Raw genomic sequence first — 18763 nt, forward strand, 5'->3', positions numbered from 1 at the left:
GTCGTCTTGTGCCTCCGGCAGGTCGATTTTTAGACGCCTGCCGGAACCTGTCCGCAGCTTTTGAATAATCTTCGTACAGAATTTCCTGTCTACTGCTTCCGATTACGTTCTGTCGCTGCTTTCCGCTGGCTTACTACGGTCTCAACCGGTAGCATAAGCGCCTGATTCTATTATTTTTTGAGTCGTGATTTTACGAGATGAGTTATCAGGTACTGGCCCGCAAATGGCGGCCTAAACGCTTTCAGGAGATGGTTGGTCAGGAGCATGTCCTGAAGGCGTTGGTTAATGCGCTGGATGATGACAGATTGCATCATGCTTACCTGTTTACCGGCACCCGTGGCGTGGGTAAAACCTCCATCGCACGTCTGTTCGCCAAGTCACTGAACTGCGAACAGGGCGTATCCTCTTCGCCCTGTGGTACTTGTTCTGCCTGTCGCGAAATCGCCGAAGGGCGCTTTGTCGACCTTATAGAGGTCGATGCGGCATCCCGTACCAAAGTGGAAGATACCCGCGAACTGCTGGAGAACGTCCAGTACGCGCCTACTCATGGCCGTTACAAGGTGTACCTCATCGATGAGGTACATATGCTGTCGACTCACTCCTTCAATGCGTTGCTGAAAACGCTGGAGGAGCCGCCGCCTCACGTGAAGTTCCTGCTGGCAACCACCGATCCGCAGAAACTTCCGGTGACCATTCTGTCACGCTGTCTGCAGTTTAACCTGAAGAATATGATCCCGGAGCGGATCGTCGATCACTTACAGCATGTGCTGGGTGAGGAATCGATCCACTTCGAGGAACCGGCGCTCTGGCTGCTGGCGCGTTCGGCCGACGGCTCGATGCGTGATGCCATGAGCCTGACGGATCAGGCGATCGCGTTTGGTGCCGGCGAGGTGCTGGAAGCCGATGTACGGGCGATGCTCGGCACGATCGACCAGCGACTGGTTTACCGGATGCTTGATTGTCTGGCTGATCAGGACGCGTCGGGGTTATTGGCAGCGGTTGAAGAACTGGCGCGCTTCTCACCGGATTACAACACTGTCCTGGGTGATCTGGTCAGCTTGCTGCACCGTATTGCTATCGGTCAGGTAGTACCGGCTGCAGTGGATAACAGCATGGGTGACAAGGCCCAGGTGGAAGCTCTGGCTCAGCGCCTGACCGCTGAAGATGTGCAACTCTACTATCAGGTCGCTCTGATGGGGCGCAAAGACCTGCCATTTGTGCCTGATGCCCGTGAAGGGCTGGAGATGACGCTGCTGCGAATGCTGGCATTTCGTCCGGCGTCTGCGGCGCCGACTAAAGGTCGCCCGGCACCTCAGGTCTCAGAGACACCCGCGCCTGCCGAATCGCGGCCCGGGGCACAGGATAGTGGTGTATCTGAAAGTGCTGTCAGTCAGGCCGCAGCGGAGAGCCGTCCAGCAGCTGGCTCGGCCGAGACGCCAGCGTCGGTTGAGTCAGTTGCTGCAGCGGCACAGACTCCGGCACCAGCACCAGCACCAGCACCAGCACCAGCACCCGTTCAGCCTCCAGTGGCAGAGAAGCCGACCCCTCCGCCCGCAGAACATCAGATGGCGGGGGCAGGGATAACGGCCCCGCCAGTCCGTAACGACCAGCCGCCGCAGCCAGCACCGGCTGTATCTGAGCCGGTAGCACCGCAGTCCGCTGAACCGCCAGCCTATGAAGCGCCGCCAGCCTACGATGATGTGCCGCCCGGTTATGATGATGTGCCTCCATGGGAGGACTATCCGGTAGAGGATGCAGGAAAAAAGCTCCCGCCTGACCCTGTCGTGCCAGTCCCGGCGGCACCTCACAGTGATCAGTCAGCTCTGCCGCCTGCTGAAGGGCTGGCGCCTGAAGGCGTGATTCGGAGTGATCCGCAAGCGATTGAGCGATATCAGCTTAACGGGGTCAAACCTGAAGACTGGGTGCTGTTATCCCAGCAACTGGGCCTGACCGGCATGACCGCTAACCTGGCCAATAACCTGTCACTGGAACATTTTGATAGCCAGCGCGCTGTGTTGCACTACACCCAGCGGCAGGTGGCGGTACTGAATGATATTCAGCGCGATCGTATCCGTGATTCCGTGCAGCGTTATTTCGACAGTTCGCTTGAGGTAGAATTTGTTAAGGGCGTGCAGAGTCGCGAAACGCCAAGCCAGTATCAGGCACGTAAAAAGGCTGAACGCCTACAGCAGGCTGTTCAGGCAATTCAGGCCGATGACACGGTCATTGCTCTGCAACAACATTTTGGCGCCGAAGTTGTTCTGGCGTCAGTAGAACCGATTGATTAATTCTTTGACGAGGAAAATACCATGATGAAAGGTATGGGTAACCTGATGAAGCAGGCGCAGCAGATGCAACAGCAGATGCAGAAAGCGCAGGAAGAGATCGCTAATGCTGAAGTCAGCGGTGAGTCCGGTGCAGGTCTGGTGAAAGTTACCATGAATGGTCGTCATGATGTTAAAGCGATCTCCATCGATGACAGTCTGATGGAAGAGGAAAAAGAGATTCTCGAAGACCTAATTGCCGCAGCCGTTAATGATGCGGTGCGTAAGGTTGAGCAGAACACTCAGGATAAGATGTCCAAAATTACCGGCGGTATGCAGATGCCTCCCGGTTTCAACATGCCGTTCTGATCCAATATGTCATTCAGTCCTCTGATTCAGCAACTGATCAACTCCCTGCGCTGTCTGCCGGGAGTGGGACCTAAATCGGCCCAGCGGATGGCTTTCCATCTGCTGGAGCGAGATCCTCAGGGTGCCCTGTCCTTGGCAGAAGCGCTTAATACCTCTATTGAGAAGGTCGGGCGCTGTAACAGTTGCCGAACCCTGTCTGAAGATCCGGTATGTAAGATCTGTGCGGACCCGCGTCGCGAAGGCTCAATGTTATGTGTGCTGGAGTCTCCGATGGACGTACTGGCGATCGAGCAGACCGGCGGATTTAACGGAGCCTATTTTGTGCTGACCGGCCACCTGTCTCCGATAGACGGCATCGGCCCGGAGGATCTGGGCATCGACCTGTTGCTGGAACGCCTGCAGCAGGGAAGCGTTAAAGAGCTGATCCTGGCGACCAACCCGACCGTTGAAGGGGAGGCCACGGCATACTTTATTGCCGAACAGGTGAAGGGAATGGATATTAAGGTTACCCGTATCGCACATGGAGTGCCGGTAGGTGGTGAGCTTGAATACGTTGATGGCGGTACCCTGGCCCACGCATTGGCCGGGCGTCGCGCTCTAAGCTGAGGAAAGTCATGGAATCGGTGAGCCAATACGACTGGCGCAAGCTGGAAGCTACAGCAGAGCATCCGGTCTGGGTGCGAGATGATGAAGAACTGGCCAGGCTGTGTATCTATTGGCAGACGCTGTCGATGGTGGCGCTGGATACAGAATTCCAGCGAGTGGAAACATTCTACCCGATTCCTGGTTTGATTCAGCTGGCAGACGATCGGCAGTGCTACCTGATTGATCCGCTCAGCATCGATAACTTTGAGCCGCTGGCAGAGTTGTTTGCCAATGAAAGGGTGCTAAAAGTACTGCACGCTGCTACTGAGGACATTGAGCTCTTTCATAAGAGCCTGGGTCAGTTGCCACGTCCGGTATATGATACTCAGATGGCCGCTGCGTTTGTCGGCTGGGGCTTTTCCATGGGATTGCAACGTATGTTGCAGCATGCTCTCGATGTCGAAATGGAGAAGGAAGAGACCACGTCTGACTGGTTGCAGCGACCGCTGACCGCTGGTCAGGAGCGATACGCGGCACTGGATGTGGCGTATCTGCCCGCAATCTGTCAGATGCAGCAGCAGATACTGCAACAAAAAGGGATCGCCGACTGGGTAATCCAGGAAGGAGAGGGGCTGTTACATCAGTCTATCGATACTGATCCCGAGGGGCTTGGTTATTACCGCCGTTTCACCCAGATGTGGCGGTTACCGGAAGAAAAACTGGCCGCGTTAAGGGACCTGACCGCCTGGCGTGAGCGTACCTGCCGCGAGCGGGACGTCCCCCGCAACCGTATTCTGAGAAATCAGGCGTTGCTGGATATCGTCGACCGCTGGCCACGCTCTCTGTCTGAGCTGAGCCGGGTACCTGAGCTTAAACGGCGCGCGATTCGGGTCGATGGCCCGGTAATACTTGAGATACTGCAGGGCGCGGCGCAGAGTGCTGCTGACAACCCGCCGCAGCGGATTGAGAAACCACTGCACTTCGGCTGGAACCAGCACCTTAAGAAGCTCAAGGCGATGGTGCGTGAACGTGCTGAAGAGCTGGATATTGCGCCTGAAGTGTTATTGCGCAAAAAAGAGCTGGATGCCCTAATACGTACCGGTTGTGATACCGGCAACTACAGGCTGCCCGATGAAATGGTGCCCTGGCGACGCGAAGTGATCGGCGAGAAGCTGCTTGCAGAACTGAACAAAATTGGGATTGCGAAGCAATGAGAATTTGTAGTGTGTTTAAAAGCTCCCGTAAAGATGAAATGTTCCTTTACGTGGATAAGAAAGAGCAACTCGACCGGGTACCCGACAAGCTGAAAGAGATGTTCGGTACGGCGCTCCATGTGATGGATATGCCGCTGAAGGCCGATCGCAAACTGGCGCGTGTTGATGGCGCAAAAGTGCTGCAGGAAATCGCCACTAAAGGTTTCTATCTGCAGCTGCCGCCAGCTAAAGATGACTATATGCTGGATCTCTATAAGGACCCGGACCGTCCCGAATTCGGAGTGCGTTAAGTGGTCGCGCAAGAGGTATTCTGGCGTCGCAAGACGCTGCATGAGATGACACCGTCCGAGTGGGAATCCCTCTGTGATGGCTGCGCCCTTTGCTGCTTGCAGAAGGTCGAAGATGAAGATACCCATGAGGTGTTTTACACCACCGCTGTATGCCATCTGCTCGACTTTAACAATTGCAGCTGCACCCGTTACGAAGATCGCTGCACCCTGGTGCCAAACTGCGTCAAACTGAAGCCGGATGATGTAGCGGAGTTCCACTGGTTACCGCCCAGCTGCAGTTATCGCCTGATCGCTGAGGGCAAGGAGCTGCCGGAATGGCATCCCCTGCTGACCGGCGAGCGTAACAGTGTGATCGAGACTGATGCCTCGGTGCTGAGTATCTGGGAAGTGAAAGATAACGAGATCAGTGACGAGGAGTTGCTCGATTACGTTATCGACTGACCGGATCCGGAATTCGAAGCGGCAGAGCTTAAGCTAGCGGGCCTGGATTGCAGGCCCGGGTACGCATCTTAAAAAGAAACCCCGCCACTGTTCGCAGTGACGGGGTTTCTTTTTGGTAATAAAAATACGGCACTCAGGCGCAAGAGCCTTGTCACAGACGTACCTGAGTACCGCGGAGAAACGGGTTGGCTGAAAGGAATCGTCAGCACATTGGCCTGCGGTGCAATGTCGCAGGCATCAAATCTATCTCGCAGCAACTTGCCGTTACCACCCTGTGAGCCGAGTAGGCAGATCGGGCAAGATGCCGCGTGATAAATCTGAATTATGGTGCTCTCACCGGTAAATCGAGAGCAGGGAAATTGTAGGGATTATTGCCTGAAAAGTGTTTTCTATTTCATCCGTATATCCATGAAAATATGAAAGGATATTGATACTATTCGTGGGATAGTTGAATGTTCTTTCGCAGTGAGTGGTAAATGATCGATCAGTATGACCGTAGGATTCTCAGGATCCTGCAGCAGGACGGCCGCATCACCAATCAGCAACTGGCGCAGCAGGTCGATCTGTCTGCCGCGGCTTGCTGGCGCCGGGTTAAAGCGATGGAGGAGTCTGGCGTGATACAGCGCTATGCTGCACTGCTCGATCCCCGGCAGCTTGAGCAGGGGCTGACGGTGGTGTTGATGGTTCAGCTTTCACAGCATAACCGTGCCTATCGGGATGCGTTTGAAACACGGGTTAAAGGCCTGTCGGAGGTATTGCAGTGCTACGCCCTGACCGGAAATGCCGATTTTATGTTGCGGGTCCAGGTGCCCGATATGGCGGCCTACGATCGCTTTCTCAACGATAACCTTTTTACGCTGGAAGGTGTCGCCCAGGTGCAGTCAAACTTCGCCCTTCGGGAAGTAAAATATGAGACTGCATTTGATATATGAAGGGATCTGAATAGAATAAAAAGTGTACGACTTAGAAATTTTACCTATTTTTTCATTGGATGATTTTGTACAATCAATCGTTCAAAAATATAGACACTTCAGTGATTTAGCTGAAAGTATGAGTCAGGCTCGCCACATTGAGTACACATAAGTTTCTGTCGAAAAGCCGCTTGATCAAGGAGTTGGTGCTAACCATTCCCCTGTTTGCGCTGCTGGTTTTCGTCAATGCGAAGTATCAGGTAGCAGAGCGTGTTTTCTACTTCCTGCACTCGTTCAAGGGTGTTGGCCTCGATGACTGGTTTTTCAGCCTGGCCGTGTTTATCCCGGCTTATCTGGTGTTCTTTGCGCTTCGGCGAAAGCGGGAGATCGAATCTCTGGTGGCCGAAGTGGGAACCGATTCCCTGACCGGAGTATTAAACAGACGTCGCGGCATGGAAGTGCTGATCAAAGAGGTGCGACGCGCCCAGCGCTACAATCGTCCGCTCTCGCTGGTTATCTTCGATATCGATCACTTTAAAGAGATAAACGACACCTTCGGTCATCCTGTCGGCGATGCCGTATTGCGTCGCTTCACGGCTAAGGTCAGCGGCTGTGTGCGCAGTATGGATTTTCTGGCCCGTATAGGCGGTGAGGAATTTATGCTGATCTGCACCGAGACCCATGGCGCAGCCGCCACTGACATTGCCAATCGCCTGCGTATGATTGTTGAAAGCGAAAACTACGGCATTGAGCGCCCGGTCACCGCCAGCTTCGGTGTTTCGCAGATTCGGGTGGGTGAGGGCTATGCCGAACTGCTACAGCGTTCCGATGAACGCCTCTATTGGGCCAAGAATGAAGGCCGTAACTGCGTCGTTGGCCCGGGGCACGGAAAAACCTGAGTCTGTAACTGCCGCGGACTATCCCCAACAGCCCCCCGTATCATGTATAATTTCGCCCCTACTTTGTTACAGGGGTGTTGTTTTTCTATGATGACATTCCGATTGAAGGTTTTACGCACGCTCTCTTACCGCCGGTCCTACCTGACTGGCCGTGAGTGTGAATGGTGGCCGGTGCTGTCAAAAGCGAGCATCCGCCGCGTTTCTGTTGGTGCAGGAAGGCCGAACCTAGAGACAGAACGAGAGTTAAAATGCATACAGTCGAGAAAATTGGCGGCACGTCGATGAGCCGCTTTCAGGAGTTGATGGATACTATCCTGGTTGGAAACCGCGAAGAAGCAGATTTGTACAACCGGATTTTCGTGGTGTCTGCTTACGGCGGTATTACCAACATGCTTCTCGAGCACAAGAAAACCGGCGAAGCCGGTGTGTATGCACGTTTTGCCAACGCCGAAAGCGAAGAAGCCTGGGAAAGCGCGCTGAACCAGGTTCAGGCACGTATGCTCGAGATCAATGCCGAGCTGTTCATAGGCGAGAGCAACGAATTCGAACTGAATGCGGCAGATAAGTTTGTCGATGACCGGATTCAGGACGTTCGCGACTGCATGAAGAGCCTGCATCACCTGTGTTCCTACGGTCATTTCCAGCTTGAAGAGCACCTGATGAAGGTACGTGAAATGCTGGCCTCGCTGGGCGAAGCCCACAGTGGCTATAACGCCGTGCTGGCGCTGCGTAAGGTTGGCGTCAACGCCCACTTTGCCGACCTGACCGGCTGGAACCTCGACAAGCCTCTGTCGTTTGACGAGATGGTAGCTGAAACCTTTAAAGGTATCGATTTCGCATCCCAGTTGGTGATCGCCACTGGTTACGCGCACTGTGCCGAAGGCCTGATGAAGACTTTCGACCGCGGCTACAGTGAGATGACCTTCAGCAAGATTGCCACTGTAACCGGCGCCCGCGAAGCCATTATTCATAAAGAGTATCATCTGAGCTCCGCTGACCCGATGCTGGTCGGAACCGAGAACGTTGTAACTATTGGCCGTACTAACTATGACGTCGCCGATCAGCTGTCCAACCTTGGAATGGAAGCGATCCATCCCAAGGCGGCGAAAGGCCTGCGCCGTGCCGGTGTTCAGTTGCGTGTTAAAAACGCCTTTGAGCCGGATCACGAAGGTACCCTGATCAGCCAGGATTACCACAGTGAGTCGCCGCGGGTGGAAATCATTGCCGGACGTAAAGATGTTTTCGGCATCGAGATATTTGACCAGGAAATGCTGGGCGACGCCGAATACGATATCCGTATCTCGCAGTTGCTGGCCCAACTGAAGCTGTATGTCGTCAATAAGGATGCCGATGCCAACAGTATCACCTATTACGTGGGTGGCTCGCGCAAGATGGTTAACCGCGCCGCCAAGCTGATCGAAGAGATGTATCCGGAAGGCCTGGTGCAGCTACATAACCTGGCTATCGTATCGGCGATCGGCTCGCATATGAAAGTTCAGGGTATTCTGGCGCGGACGGCGGTTGCGCTGGCTGAAGCGGGCATCAATGTGATGGCATTGCATCAGTCTATTCGTCAGGTCGAGATGCAGTGTGTCGTCAACGAAGATGACTATGAGCAGGCTGTGATCGCGCTACATCAGGCGCTGATTGAGCGTCGTATGGACGTGGCTGCTGCCTGATCCTGCCGCGCTGTAAAAAACGGGCTCATCTGAGCCCGTTTTTTTATATCTGCGAAAAACGCTTAGCGCCGTTTATATGTGAAATTGGTTACAGCCCAAAATAAGTGTGTTAGCCTGCTTTCTTTAAGTTTCGGTACTGAAGCAAGGCCAATAGGCTGTTGGTCGGTTGTTTTTCCTTTTAATCGTAAATATTGAGTTGTATGGGCCTATGAAAGGCGAATCTGATATCTGTGATGAAGTTCTGGTGTCGCTGCGACGGATAATCCGGGCTGTTGACCTGCATTCCCGCCGTCTGGTTAACCAGTATGGCCTGACCGGGCCTCAGGCGCTGGTGTTAAAAGCGATCCTGGGCGCCGAAGGGTTGACGGCCGGCGAGCTTGCGCGCAAGGTCAGCCTCAGTCAGGCGACCATCACCGATATACTTAAGCGGCTTGAGCAGCGGGGGCTGGTGTCACGTCAGCGATCCGACAGTGATCGGCGTAAGGTTTTCGTGTTTTCGACCCAGAAAGCGGTAGAGATTGTCGCTTCAGCACCACCGTTGTTACAGGATACTTTTGTTGACCGCTTGACGCAGCTGCGGGACTGGGAGCAAACATTGTTGCTTTCTTCACTGCAGCGTGTGGCCGAGCTGATGGATGCGGAGACCATTGATGCCGCACCGTTGCTGACGACCGGCCAGCCTGCTGATGGTGTCGAGCAGGTAAACCGTAACGCTAATGAGCCCGCCAAAAGCCGTAAGTAGCAGCTTCCGCATATCCGACTCACTATAACGCAGCCATCTGGCTGCGTTTTTTGTTTTCGTCTCCTGTCGCTCGACTGGTCAGTCGGGCATACATCTCATGTCTTAAGTGGTAGATAAGTATCCATATATGGAAAGCGGGTTTTCTGTAACGGATGCCGTGACAGGCGCTGTTGCTGGCGATGAGTGACTATTCAGAATTGGCACGGTACTTGTAACACTCTGTTCATCAATGACGATGGTTTCGGGTTATAAGTGCAATGTCGCAAAAAAACGTTCTGATCTTAGGTATTGGTAATCTGCTCTGGGCGGATGAAGGCTTTGGAGTACGTTGTGTTGAAGCGCTCAACCAGCGTTACATGTTTGGATCCCAGGTAAAACTGATGGATGGCGGAACCCAGGGGATCTATCTGGTTCAGCATGTCCAGGAGGCTGATGTACTGGTGGTTTTCGATGCCATCGATTATGGCCTCGCGCCGGGCACCCTGAAGACAATCTATGACGATGAAGTACCTAAGTTCATGGGCGCAAAAAAGATGAGCCTGCACCAGACAGGATTCCAGGAAGTCCTGGCGATGGCTGAGTTTACCGGCAGTTACCCCCGGCATCTGCTGCTTGTCGGTTGCCAGCCGGTAGAGCTGGAGGACTTTGGCGGCAGCCTGCGAGAAGAGGTTCGTCTGCAGGTGCAGCCCTCCGTCGAAATAGCGCTGGACTATCTGGCCCGGTTTGGTGTCGTACCTAGCGAACGTGCTCAGGAGCCTGCACCTGATCTCTCTCCCGCTGAATTGGCAATGTCCGATTATGAGGGAGGGCGGCCTGATGAACAGTCCGCCTGCCGGAAAGGCGACCTGCGCTTTATCGGTTCGGCTAACGGAGATAAGGGCTGATGTGCTTGGGTGTTCCGATGCAGGTTATACGCGCAGATGAGCATCGCGCCCTGTGTCAGTCTGCTGCCGGTCAGAGCGAGGTTGATATGGCACTGGTGGGTTATCAGCCGGAAGGGACCTGGGTACTGACATTCCTGGGAAGTGCCCGGGAGGTGCTGGAGCCGTTGCGCGCTGAACAGATAACAAGGGCGCTTGCCGCGGTCGAAGCCGTTATGCAGGGCAAAGACGCCGACTTTGATGAGTTGTTTGCAGACCTCGCGGATCGCGAGCCGCAACTGCCTGCTCATCTGAAATCGTAACAGGAAAGTATGAAATGGCATCTCCACTGATAGATCGACTGGTAGATGAGCTGGGTTATCCGCGCCTGGATATGTCTGGCTTTGATGAATTTATTAAACAGCAGTCCTTTTGTGTGCTGTTTTTTACCGAAAACCCGGCCCGTTTTCCGGAGAGCAACGATGTTGCGGTGATCTTACCTGAACTGCTGAAGGCCTTTCCCCAGCTGTCGGCGGCAGTGATCGATCCGGCAGCTGAAAAGCAGTTACAGGGGCGTTACAACTTTACCGTCTGGCCAACACTGGTGTTCCTGAATGAGGGACGCTTTCTGGGGCAGATCAGCAAAGTGCAGGACTGGGATCAGTACCTGCGAGAGGTCGACACTATTCTGGCGTTACAACCGCGGCGCGATCCCTGCATCGGGATTCCGGTGGTGGTTAATCCGGTTACCAGTCCCTGTGGTCAGTGAGGAACTATCATGCAAAAACGCGATATCCCATTATTTAACGTACCGGTTGGGCCGGGCAGTCAGCCGGAAGAAGATCTGGTGCTGGACTATATGCCAATGCCTAGGGAGATGGACACTTACTTTCCCCCTGTCTTGCCCGAGGCCGAAGAGCTACAGGCCTGTCCTCACGCGGTTAAGTTACTGGAACGCTTGCAGGCGCTGCTGGAGCGTTATCGCTGTGGCGAACCGGGCATCCAGCTGAACCTGAACGAGCTGCCCGAGGCCGACCTGGAACTGATTAACCAGGTGCTGGGCGAGGGTGAAGTCAGTTTAATCATCGAGGGCGACGCAAAGGTCCAGGCACAGGAGACCGTGCTGGCCGGTGTATGGCGCCTACGTGAATTTAATACCGGTGGTGAGATGGTGTCTGATCTGCTTGAAGTAGCTGACCTGCCGCAGCCGGTGAAACAGCGTGCTTTCCGTGATGCGGTGCCGCTTAAACTTGATGCTGATAAGCTGTCGGCGGAGTTACTTAACGTTCCTTCAGTGCTGGTCGAGCTGGCCGATGCTACCGGAGCATTCCGACCCGAGCAGGTGTCCACGCCCCATGTGATCAATCTGTCCCTGTTGCCGTTCTCTCCGGCCGATCACCAGTGCCTTGAGGCCCATATCGGGCGAGGTCCGGTCACAATCCTTTCCCGTGGATATGGTAACTGTCGCATCAGTTGCTGTGCCGTCAATACCCTGTGGCGGGTGCAGTATTTCAATTCAACGGATCAGCTGATTCTCGATACCCTTGAGGTCACCGACGTGCCGGAGGTGGCCTGTGCTGCACAGGAGGATCTGGAGGATTCGGCCATGCGTCTGCATGAGATACGTGAGGTGCTGATATGAGCCAGTCAGGCTTTGAGGGCAGTTTCCTAGGCGATACTACCCGGATTGCCGATGACGCGGTGTTAGAGTGCAAAATCTGCTGGTACCAGTATCGTCCGGCCGAAGGCGATGCCGTCTGGCAGATCGCTGCGGGGACTGCGTTTAGTCAGCTTCCTGAGTACTGGCGTTGTCCGGAGTGCGACGGTGAGCGTGACCAGTTTATGGTCGTCGAGCCCTGAGTGATGGATTGCGTAGCGCTGCTGCAGCATCGATTCGATCAGATTGCCGCCACCTCAATGCGTGACATGCCGGTGTGTAATCCGGTCCTGCAGGTTGCAGTCGTGGGATTCCGGCCGTGGCAGCAGGGCTCTATTGGCGTGCTGATCACACCCTGGTTCATGAACCTGATCCTGCTGCCCGGAGAGGGCCACGACTGGAATAACCGTTCACAAGGTGATGCGGTGATGGTCCGACTGCCTTCCGGAGTCTATGAGTTTATCTTTGGCGATGATCCGCAGCTGGGAGTCTATGGCGCCTGCTCCTTATTTTCTCCCATGCATGAGTTCAGCGATCAGCAAACAGCGCTGGCAACTGCCGAGGCTGTGATGGTTTCTTTGTTTGATGAGGCGCACTTCAGTCACTCGGAGCGACAGGCGCTGGCTGATGCGCTGGCAGCGGACTGCCCCGGCTCGGAAGGCCGCGATGCCGTTGCAAATGATGCGGTCTCTGACGCGGCAGATCCGGGCACCCGGCCGGAGAGCGGGCCCGAAAAACTCAGCCGTCGCGGGTTTATTACGGCAGGGCTGGCCGCCAGAAGGGAGGTCGGTAATGGCGGCTGATCTGGCGGGCAGGCTGACCTTCGATCTGCAATATGACGGGGCAAGGATCAGCGACATTGCGATTGGCTCCAGCCGTCCCTACTATGCGACGCGCGTCCTGCAGGGTAAAACGATCGAACAGGCCGCCGCTGTTGTGCCGTTGCTGTTTAACCTCTGTGCCGGGGCGCAGCAGGTTGCATCACTGCAGGCTGCCGAGCAGGCGCTGGGCAAGCCCGCCTGCGCGCAGGTACAGCGCCTGCGTCAGGCACTGGTTGTGGCCGAAACCGCCCGCGAGCTGGCCTGGCGGCTGACGAAGGACTGGCTGGAATCGCATAACTGCGGCACTATCGCCCTGTTGCAGCGCTGGTATGACAAGCTGTTTAAAAGCGTGTTGCCGGTTCTGACATTGGCAGCCGCAGAGCCTGACGAGATCCCTGATCTGGAGGAGGCGGCCACTCAGCTGGAGCAGTGGTTTGAAAGCAGCTTTGGCACTATAGCGACATTGCCACAGCAGTTTTGTCAGGCGCAGGATAGCTCTGCGATCGGGGCCGTTATTCTGGATCTGGAACAGGAGTTTGCCGGCATCGAGCTTAACCCCGGATGTGCTCCGCTGCCTGAAAGCGATCCGGCATTATGGCTTAAAGCCTTCAGGCATAGCGGCGGGACCACCTTTGTGCAACGACCGGACTGGCAGGGGCATTGTCGCGAGACCAGTGTCTGGACCCGCTGGATCGATGCGCCGCCGATCGTTGCAGCTGCAAAATCCGGCCGCCACCCGCTGAGCCTGCGCTTTATGGCGATGGTGCTGGAGTTGTCCTGCATTCCCCAGCGTTTAAGGGCGCTCTGCGGTGCTGGGCCTGCGCCTGGCAAGCCGAGCAGCATGTTGCATCCGGGCGAAGGTATCGGCATCGTTGAGGCAGCACGCGGTCGTTTAATGCATTACGTCAAACTGGATCAGGGCTGCGTCGGCAACTACCAGATCGTTGCGCCGACCGAGTGGAACTTTCATCCGTCTGGCTCGGTGTCGGCGATGCTTAAAGGGGTGGAAGTCCCGCTGGCACAGGTTAAGGCACTGGTGCATCAGACGGTACTTGCTGTGGACCCCTGTGTTGGATTCGAAATAAATATTGAGGTTGCGCCCCATGCATGAGATGTCGATCGCGGAAGGGATCATTCAGGTATTGGAGGATCAGGCCGTTGTCCAGTCATTCAGTCGGGTAAAGGCGGTCTGGCTGGAGATCGGTCCGCTGGCAATGATCGAACAGGAGTCACTGCGCTTCTGCTTTGAGGCCGTCACCCGCAACAGCATCGCCGAAGGTGCGCAGCTGCAGATTATAGAGCTGCCGGGCGAAGCCTTCTGTATGCAGTGCATGCGAACGGTGACTATCAATAAGCGCTATGATGCCTGTAGTTACTGTGGCAGCTACCAGCTGCAGGTCACTCAGGGTGAAGAGATGAGAATTAAAGAGCTTGAGGTGGAGTAGGTATGTGTACTGTATGTGGTTGCGCAGAAGGTGAAGTCCGTATTGAAGGCGACCATCATCATCACGATGATGCCGCAGTTCACAATCATGCCCATCAGCAGCACAACCATGCGGAGGCGGAAGTCCAGGCCCCGGCAGTGAATGCTGAAGGCGATATCCATTTCGGACAGGGTCCGGCCCGGGCTCATGTGCCGGGGCTGTCACAGAGCCGGATGGTTCAGATTGAACAGGATATTCTGGGTAAGAACGATCGTTACGCGGCGATTAACCGTGCCCGTTTTGAAGCCGGCAGTATCTTCACGCTTAACCTGGTGTCCAGTCCCGGTTCCGGTAAAACCACCTTGCTGACCGAAACGCTGCATCGTATCAGTCAGAAGCGTCGCTGCGCGGTGATTGAAGGCGACCAGCAGACAGCCAATGATGCCGACCGCATCCGCGAAACCGGTGTCAGGGCGATCCAGGTGAATACCGGTAAGGGCTGTCACCTGGACGCGCATATGGTGGGCCATGCCGCAGAGCATCTGGACGAACTGGAAGGCGGCCTGCTGTTTATCGAAAACGTGGGTAACCTGGTGTGTCCGGCAGCATTCGATCTGGGAGAGGCGCACAAGGTGGCTATTCTTTCCGTGACAGAAGGTGAGGATAAACCGCTGAAATACCCGGATATGTTCTTTGCCGCCGACCTGATGATACTGAATAAGGTCGATCTGCTGCCGTACCTCGATTTCGATACTGAACAATGTATCGCCTATGCCCGGCAGGTCAATCCTCAGATACAGGTGCTGCAGCTCTCGGCCCGCAGTGGCGAGGGGATGGAGCAGTGGATCGACTGGCTGGAGGCGAAGCGTGGCCGCTTGCTGCAGTGCCGGATTGATCAATTGAACCAGCAAATTCAACAGTTACAGGCGTTGTTGTAATTATGTTAAAGAAAACCCGCCCGACTATCCTCTGTGTTGACGATGAAGTCCGTTCGCTGGAAACGCTGGATCGCACACTGGATGAGGATTTCGATGTCCTGACTGCCAGTAGTGCCGAAGAGGCACTGCAGCAGCTGGCAGATCATCAGGTGCAGGCAATAGTCTGTGACCAGAGGATGCCGGGGCGCACCGGCGTCGAACTGCTGACAGAGGTGCGGCAGCGCTGGCCGCAGACGGTCAGGCTGATCCTCTCCGGTTACACCGACTCAGAGGACATTATCAGTGGCCTCAATGATGCGGGTATTTTTCAGTACATCACTAAACCGTGGCATCCGGAAAACCTGGTGTTGATTCTGAAAAGTGCCTGCCGTCTGTATGAGCTTCAGAACGAGAACGAGTTTCTTGCTACAGAGATGCGGCTGACTGCAGACCAGGCAGAACAGAATATCCAGCAGAAAAAAGTCCGCCTGAAGCAGAGCTTTCAGCTGGATGAGATCCGCCGTAGCGAGCACAGTCCGCTCAACGATGCCTGTGAACAGGTGAAAAAAATCGCGCCCTATGATGTATCAGTGCTGATCAGCGGGCCATCCGGCGCCGGTAAAGAGCTGTTCGCCCGGGCACTGCATTACAACAGCTTGCGCAGTGACAAGCCATTCGTGGTTGAAAACTGCGGGGCGATGCCGGATGAGTTGCTGGCGTCAGAGTTGTTCGGGCATAAGAAAGGCGCCTTTACCGGCGCGGTTGCGGACCATATCGGGCTGTTCGAGCAGGCTGATGGCGGCACCATTTTCCTGGATGAAATCGGAGAGATCACCCCGGCGTTTCAGGTCAAGCTGCTGCGCGTGCTGCAGGAACGTGAAGTGCGGCGTATCGGCGAGCATCAGCGGCGTAAAATCAACGTGCGTCTTATCGCCTCCACCAACCGTGACCTGGAAGAGGAGGTCAGAGCTGGGCGCTTCCGGCAGGATCTCTACTACCGTCTCGCTGAAGTGACGCTGGACCTGCCGGCGCTGGAAAAACGGCCGGTGGATATTCCGGTGCTGGCGCGGGCCTTCCTCGATAATGCCATGCGTGACTTTGATAAACCGGTCAGAGGCTTTTCGGAAGAGGCCCTGCGTTGCATGCAGGCCTATTGCTGGCCCGGTAATGTCCGCGAATTACAGAATGAAGTCCGCCGGATGCTGGTGCTGGCCGAAAGCGACGTTCTGGGTGCCGATCTGCTAAACCCGCGGGTATTAAGGGCGGCACCGGTGGAAGAGGTGGAAGAGACCGAGATCCTCGCCGGTATCGAAGGCCCGCTGAAGGAGCGGATTGAAGGGCTGGAGAAGCGGATACTGCGTGAAACCCTGATCCGTCATCGCTGGAACAAGAGCCGGGCCTCCAGAGAGCTTGGGCTATCCCGGGTTGGTCTGCGTTCAAAGCTGGAGCGATATGGACTGGAGAAAACCACAGCAACGCCTGAGTCGATTGAATTAGCGGAGAAGTAACTATGTGTCTGGGTATACCGGGTCGGATTATTGAGATCCTGGATGAAGAAAACGCACTGGCGATGGTCGACATATCAGGGGTGAAGCGCCAGGTAAATCTTGGCTGCGTAATGCCGGATGCAGCGGCAAGCACCCTGATCGGTCGCTGGACCCTGGTTCATGTGGGGTTCGCTATGAGCCTGATCGACGAAGATGAAGCGCAGAAAACGCTGCAGATCCTGGCCGAACTGGGTGAGCTGCAGGAAGAGCTGGCCGCGATGCAGGCGTCGCAAACAGATTAACAACGACCGGTCAGGACGGTACTGATACGGCAGGCCCGGCCGGAGGTAAAGCCATGAGTAACAAAGACATCCTCACCTCAATGTATCCCTTTATGGGATCTGAGCAGGGGGAAAAGCCACCGCAGCGCGATAAAACCGATCAGCTTCTGGAGTCGATTCGCCTGAAGGCTGAGCAGAGCGTTACTGCTAAGCAGGATTTTTTCAGTAAATATAACAGTGTCTTAGCAGATATATCTAAAGCCATTGCTGATTCATACCGAAACGGCGGGCGGCTGCTTTGTGCCGGTAATGGCGGTTCAGCCTGCGATGCTGCCCATCTGGCGCTGGAGTTTATGCACCCGGTGACGGCAGGTCGCCCGGCCTTGCCGGCGTACAGCCTGTCGCAGGACAGCGCTATGATTAGCGCCGTTGCCAATGATGTGGGATTTCAGCATGTGCTGGTGCGCCAGCTGCTGGCGCTGGCGATGCCGAAGGACCTGCTGGTGGTGTTCTCTACCAGTGGCAACTCAGACAATATTACCGCCGCCTGTTTGAAGGCCAAGGCGCTGGGCCTGACCGTTGTGGCTTTTTCCGGTATGGACGGCGGTGAGCTGGCACGCTGTGCGGCAGTTGATCATTGCCTGATCGTGGAGTCAGACAGTGTACACCGGATACAGGAGTGCCATCTGACGGCCTATCACATTCTCTGGGATCTGGTTCACACCCTCCTGGCGGATGAGCGTGGCATGCTCGGTGAGCACGGTCGGACAAGATAGAGGTAGCAGAGTAATGAAGTTTGTAGATGAGTTTCGTGATCCTGAGATGGCCCGGGCACTGCTGGATAAGATCCACGCCATCGTCGCCGAAATCCCAAAATGCCAGGATAAACCGTTGCAGATTATGGAGGTCTGCGGTGGTCATACCCATTCGATTTTTCGCTATGGGCTGGAAGCGCTGCTGCCAAAACAGATTGAGCTGGTGCATGGTCCGGGCTGTCCGGTCTGCGTATTGCCGATGGGACGGGTCGATGACTGTGTCGCGATCGCTGAACAGACGGATGTGATATTCACCACCTTCGGCGATGCCATGCGGGTTCCCGGATCCAGGAAGAGCCTGCAGCAGGCCAAGGCAGAGGGCTGTGATGTGCGCATGGTGTACTCGCCGATGGACGCGCTGCAACTGGCGCGTCAACATCCGGATAAGCGGGTGGTGTTCTTTGGCTTGGGCTTTGAGACCACCATGCCCAGCACGGCACTGACCCTGCTGCAGGCAGAAAAAGAGGGGATTGATAACTTCTACCTGTTTTGCAACCACATCACCATTATTCCGACCATCAAGGCGATTCTGGATTCACCGGACATGTATATTGATGGCTTCCTCGGCCCGGGCCATGTCAGCATGGTGATCGGTCAGGCACCTTACGAATTTATCTCCAGCCAGTACAACCGGCCGCTGGTGGTGGCCGGCTTCGAGCCACTGGATGTGCTGCAGTCGTTGTATATGTTGCTGCTTCAGATCCGGGATGGCGAAGCGCGGATCGAAAACCAGTACAAGCGCATAGTGCCAGAGGGGGGCAACTCTCAGGCCCTGCAGGCGCTGGCGCAGGTATTCGAGTTGCGGGAGTTCTTTGAGTGGCGAGGCCTGGGATCGATCGATCACTCGGGAGTGCAGTTGCGTCAGGCCTACGCCCGCTATGATGCCGAGAAACAGTTCGTGGTCCCGAACCTCAAGATTGCCGATCCGAAATCCTGTCAGTGCGGTGAGGTATTGAAAGGGGTGCTGAAGCCCTGGGAATGTAAGGTTTTTGGCAAGCAGTGTACGCCGGAGGTGCCACTGGGTGCCCTGATGGTGTCCACTGAAGGCGCCTGTTCCGCCTACTATAGCTACGGCAAAATTGACGCTGCAAATATCTGACGGATACG

General features: G+C 55.4%; 23 protein-coding genes. All 23 read left to right on the forward strand.

The genetic code is table 11. The features are described 5' to 3' along the window. The first annotated feature begins 197 nt into the window (after positions 1 to 197). The 23 genes from dnaX to hypD all read left to right on the forward strand — a co-directional run bounded on the left by dnaX (position 198) and on the right by hypD (position 18755). Positions 198 to 2288 carry a DNA polymerase III subunit gamma/tau gene (gene dnaX / locus Q354_RS0103400; protein WP_027856395.1) on the forward strand — a complete coding sequence of 697 codons (2091 nt, stop codon included), beginning with the start codon at positions 198 to 200 and terminating at the stop codon, positions 2286 to 2288. 21 nt (positions 2289 to 2309) lie between these two features. Then, positions 2310 to 2633, forward strand: coding sequence for a YbaB/EbfC family nucleoid-associated protein (locus Q354_RS0103405; protein WP_027856396.1), 324 nt, complete (start codon positions 2310 to 2312; stop codon positions 2631 to 2633). A gap of 6 nt (positions 2634 to 2639) precedes the next feature. Beyond that, positions 2640 to 3239 carry a recombination mediator RecR gene (gene recR / locus Q354_RS0103410; RefSeq protein ID WP_027856397.1) on the forward strand — a complete coding sequence of 200 codons (600 nt, stop codon included), beginning with the start codon at positions 2640 to 2642 and terminating at the stop codon, positions 3237 to 3239. Between the two features lie 8 nt (positions 3240 to 3247). Further along, complete coding sequence (rnd, locus tag Q354_RS0103415) at positions 3248 to 4432, forward strand: ribonuclease D (RefSeq protein ID WP_051559853.1); 1185 nt, start codon at positions 3248 to 3250, stop codon at positions 4430 to 4432. Continuing rightward, positions 4429 to 4722, forward strand: coding sequence for a YcgL domain-containing protein (locus Q354_RS0103420; protein WP_027856399.1), 294 nt, complete (start codon positions 4429 to 4431; stop codon positions 4720 to 4722). The genes rnd and Q354_RS0103420 overlap by 4 nt, the downstream gene beginning before the upstream one ends. After that, entirely contained in the window at positions 4723 to 5163 is a 441-nt protein-coding gene (locus Q354_RS0103425) for a YcgN family cysteine cluster protein (RefSeq protein WP_027856400.1), read from the forward strand. A gap of 476 nt (positions 5164 to 5639) precedes the next feature. Then, positions 5640 to 6095, forward strand: a complete 456-nt coding sequence (locus Q354_RS0103430) for an Lrp/AsnC family transcriptional regulator (protein WP_027856401.1) — start codon at positions 5640 to 5642, stop codon at positions 6093 to 6095. Between the two features lie 137 nt (positions 6096 to 6232). Then, complete coding sequence (locus Q354_RS24435; RefSeq protein ID WP_051559854.1) at positions 6233 to 6973, forward strand: GGDEF domain-containing protein; 741 nt, start codon at positions 6233 to 6235, stop codon at positions 6971 to 6973. Between the two features lie 248 nt (positions 6974 to 7221). Further along, a complete protein-coding gene (locus tag Q354_RS0103440; RefSeq protein WP_027856402.1) occupies positions 7222 to 8652 on the forward strand; it encodes an aspartate kinase in 1431 nt (476 codons plus the stop codon). A gap of 208 nt (positions 8653 to 8860) precedes the next feature. Next, positions 8861 to 9394 (forward strand): MarR family winged helix-turn-helix transcriptional regulator, encoded by a 534-nt coding sequence (locus tag Q354_RS24440; RefSeq protein ID WP_036228431.1) that lies wholly within the window; start codon positions 8861 to 8863, stop codon positions 9392 to 9394. Positions 9395 to 9651: 257 nt separating this feature from the next. Further along, positions 9652 to 10278, forward strand: coding sequence for a HyaD/HybD family hydrogenase maturation endopeptidase (locus tag Q354_RS0103450; RefSeq protein ID WP_027856403.1), 627 nt, complete (start codon positions 9652 to 9654; stop codon positions 10276 to 10278). After that, positions 10278 to 10577 (forward strand): HypC/HybG/HupF family hydrogenase formation chaperone, encoded by a 300-nt coding sequence (locus Q354_RS0103455; RefSeq protein WP_027856404.1) that lies wholly within the window; start codon positions 10278 to 10280, stop codon positions 10575 to 10577. The genes Q354_RS0103450 and Q354_RS0103455 overlap by 1 nt, the downstream gene beginning before the upstream one ends. Before the next feature lie 14 nt (positions 10578 to 10591). After that, positions 10592 to 11023, forward strand: coding sequence for a thioredoxin domain-containing protein (locus tag Q354_RS0103460; RefSeq protein ID WP_027856405.1), 432 nt, complete (start codon positions 10592 to 10594; stop codon positions 11021 to 11023). A 9-nt stretch (positions 11024 to 11032) separates the two neighbouring features. Continuing rightward, positions 11033 to 11896 carry a hydrogenase expression/formation protein gene (locus Q354_RS0103465; protein ID WP_027856406.1) on the forward strand — a complete coding sequence of 288 codons (864 nt, stop codon included), beginning with the start codon at positions 11033 to 11035 and terminating at the stop codon, positions 11894 to 11896. Further along, complete coding sequence (locus tag Q354_RS0103470) at positions 11893 to 12114, forward strand: rubredoxin (protein ID WP_027856407.1); 222 nt, start codon at positions 11893 to 11895, stop codon at positions 12112 to 12114. The genes Q354_RS0103465 and Q354_RS0103470 overlap by 4 nt, the downstream gene beginning before the upstream one ends. Before the next feature lie 3 nt (positions 12115 to 12117). Beyond that, complete coding sequence (gene hybE, locus Q354_RS0103475) at positions 12118 to 12714, forward strand: [NiFe]-hydrogenase assembly chaperone HybE (protein ID WP_027856408.1); 597 nt, start codon at positions 12118 to 12120, stop codon at positions 12712 to 12714. Then, a complete protein-coding gene (locus Q354_RS0103480; protein ID WP_027856409.1) occupies positions 12704 to 13843 on the forward strand; it encodes a nickel-dependent hydrogenase large subunit in 1140 nt (379 codons plus the stop codon). Before hybE ends, Q354_RS0103480 begins: the two co-directional genes overlap by 11 nt. Then, on the forward strand, positions 13836 to 14177 hold the full coding sequence (gene hypA, locus Q354_RS0103485; RefSeq protein ID WP_027856410.1) for a hydrogenase maturation nickel metallochaperone HypA: 342 nt from the start codon (positions 13836 to 13838) through the stop codon (positions 14175 to 14177). Before Q354_RS0103480 ends, hypA begins: the two co-directional genes overlap by 8 nt. Before the next feature lie 2 nt (positions 14178 to 14179). Then, positions 14180 to 15094, forward strand: a complete 915-nt coding sequence (gene hypB / locus Q354_RS0103490) for a hydrogenase nickel incorporation protein HypB (protein WP_027856411.1) — start codon at positions 14180 to 14182, stop codon at positions 15092 to 15094. Positions 15095 to 15096: 2 nt separating this feature from the next. Beyond that, positions 15097 to 16581, forward strand: coding sequence for a sigma-54-dependent transcriptional regulator (locus tag Q354_RS24445; RefSeq protein WP_036228434.1), 1485 nt, complete (start codon positions 15097 to 15099; stop codon positions 16579 to 16581). 2 nt (positions 16582 to 16583) lie between these two features. Next, positions 16584 to 16862, forward strand: coding sequence for a HypC/HybG/HupF family hydrogenase formation chaperone (locus Q354_RS0103500; protein WP_027856412.1), 279 nt, complete (start codon positions 16584 to 16586; stop codon positions 16860 to 16862). Between the two features lie 53 nt (positions 16863 to 16915). Continuing rightward, a complete protein-coding gene (locus Q354_RS0103505; RefSeq protein ID WP_027856413.1) occupies positions 16916 to 17617 on the forward strand; it encodes a D-sedoheptulose-7-phosphate isomerase in 702 nt (233 codons plus the stop codon). Positions 17618 to 17630: 13 nt separating this feature from the next. Then, entirely contained in the window at positions 17631 to 18755 is a 1125-nt protein-coding gene (gene hypD / locus Q354_RS0103510; protein WP_027856414.1) for a hydrogenase formation protein HypD, read from the forward strand. The last annotated feature ends 8 nt before the right edge of the window (positions 18756 to 18763 follow it).

It is taken from the genome of Marinobacterium jannaschii DSM 6295, assembly GCF_000620085.1.
GTDB lineage: Bacteria > Pseudomonadota > Gammaproteobacteria > Pseudomonadales > Balneatricaceae > Pontibacterium > Pontibacterium jannaschii.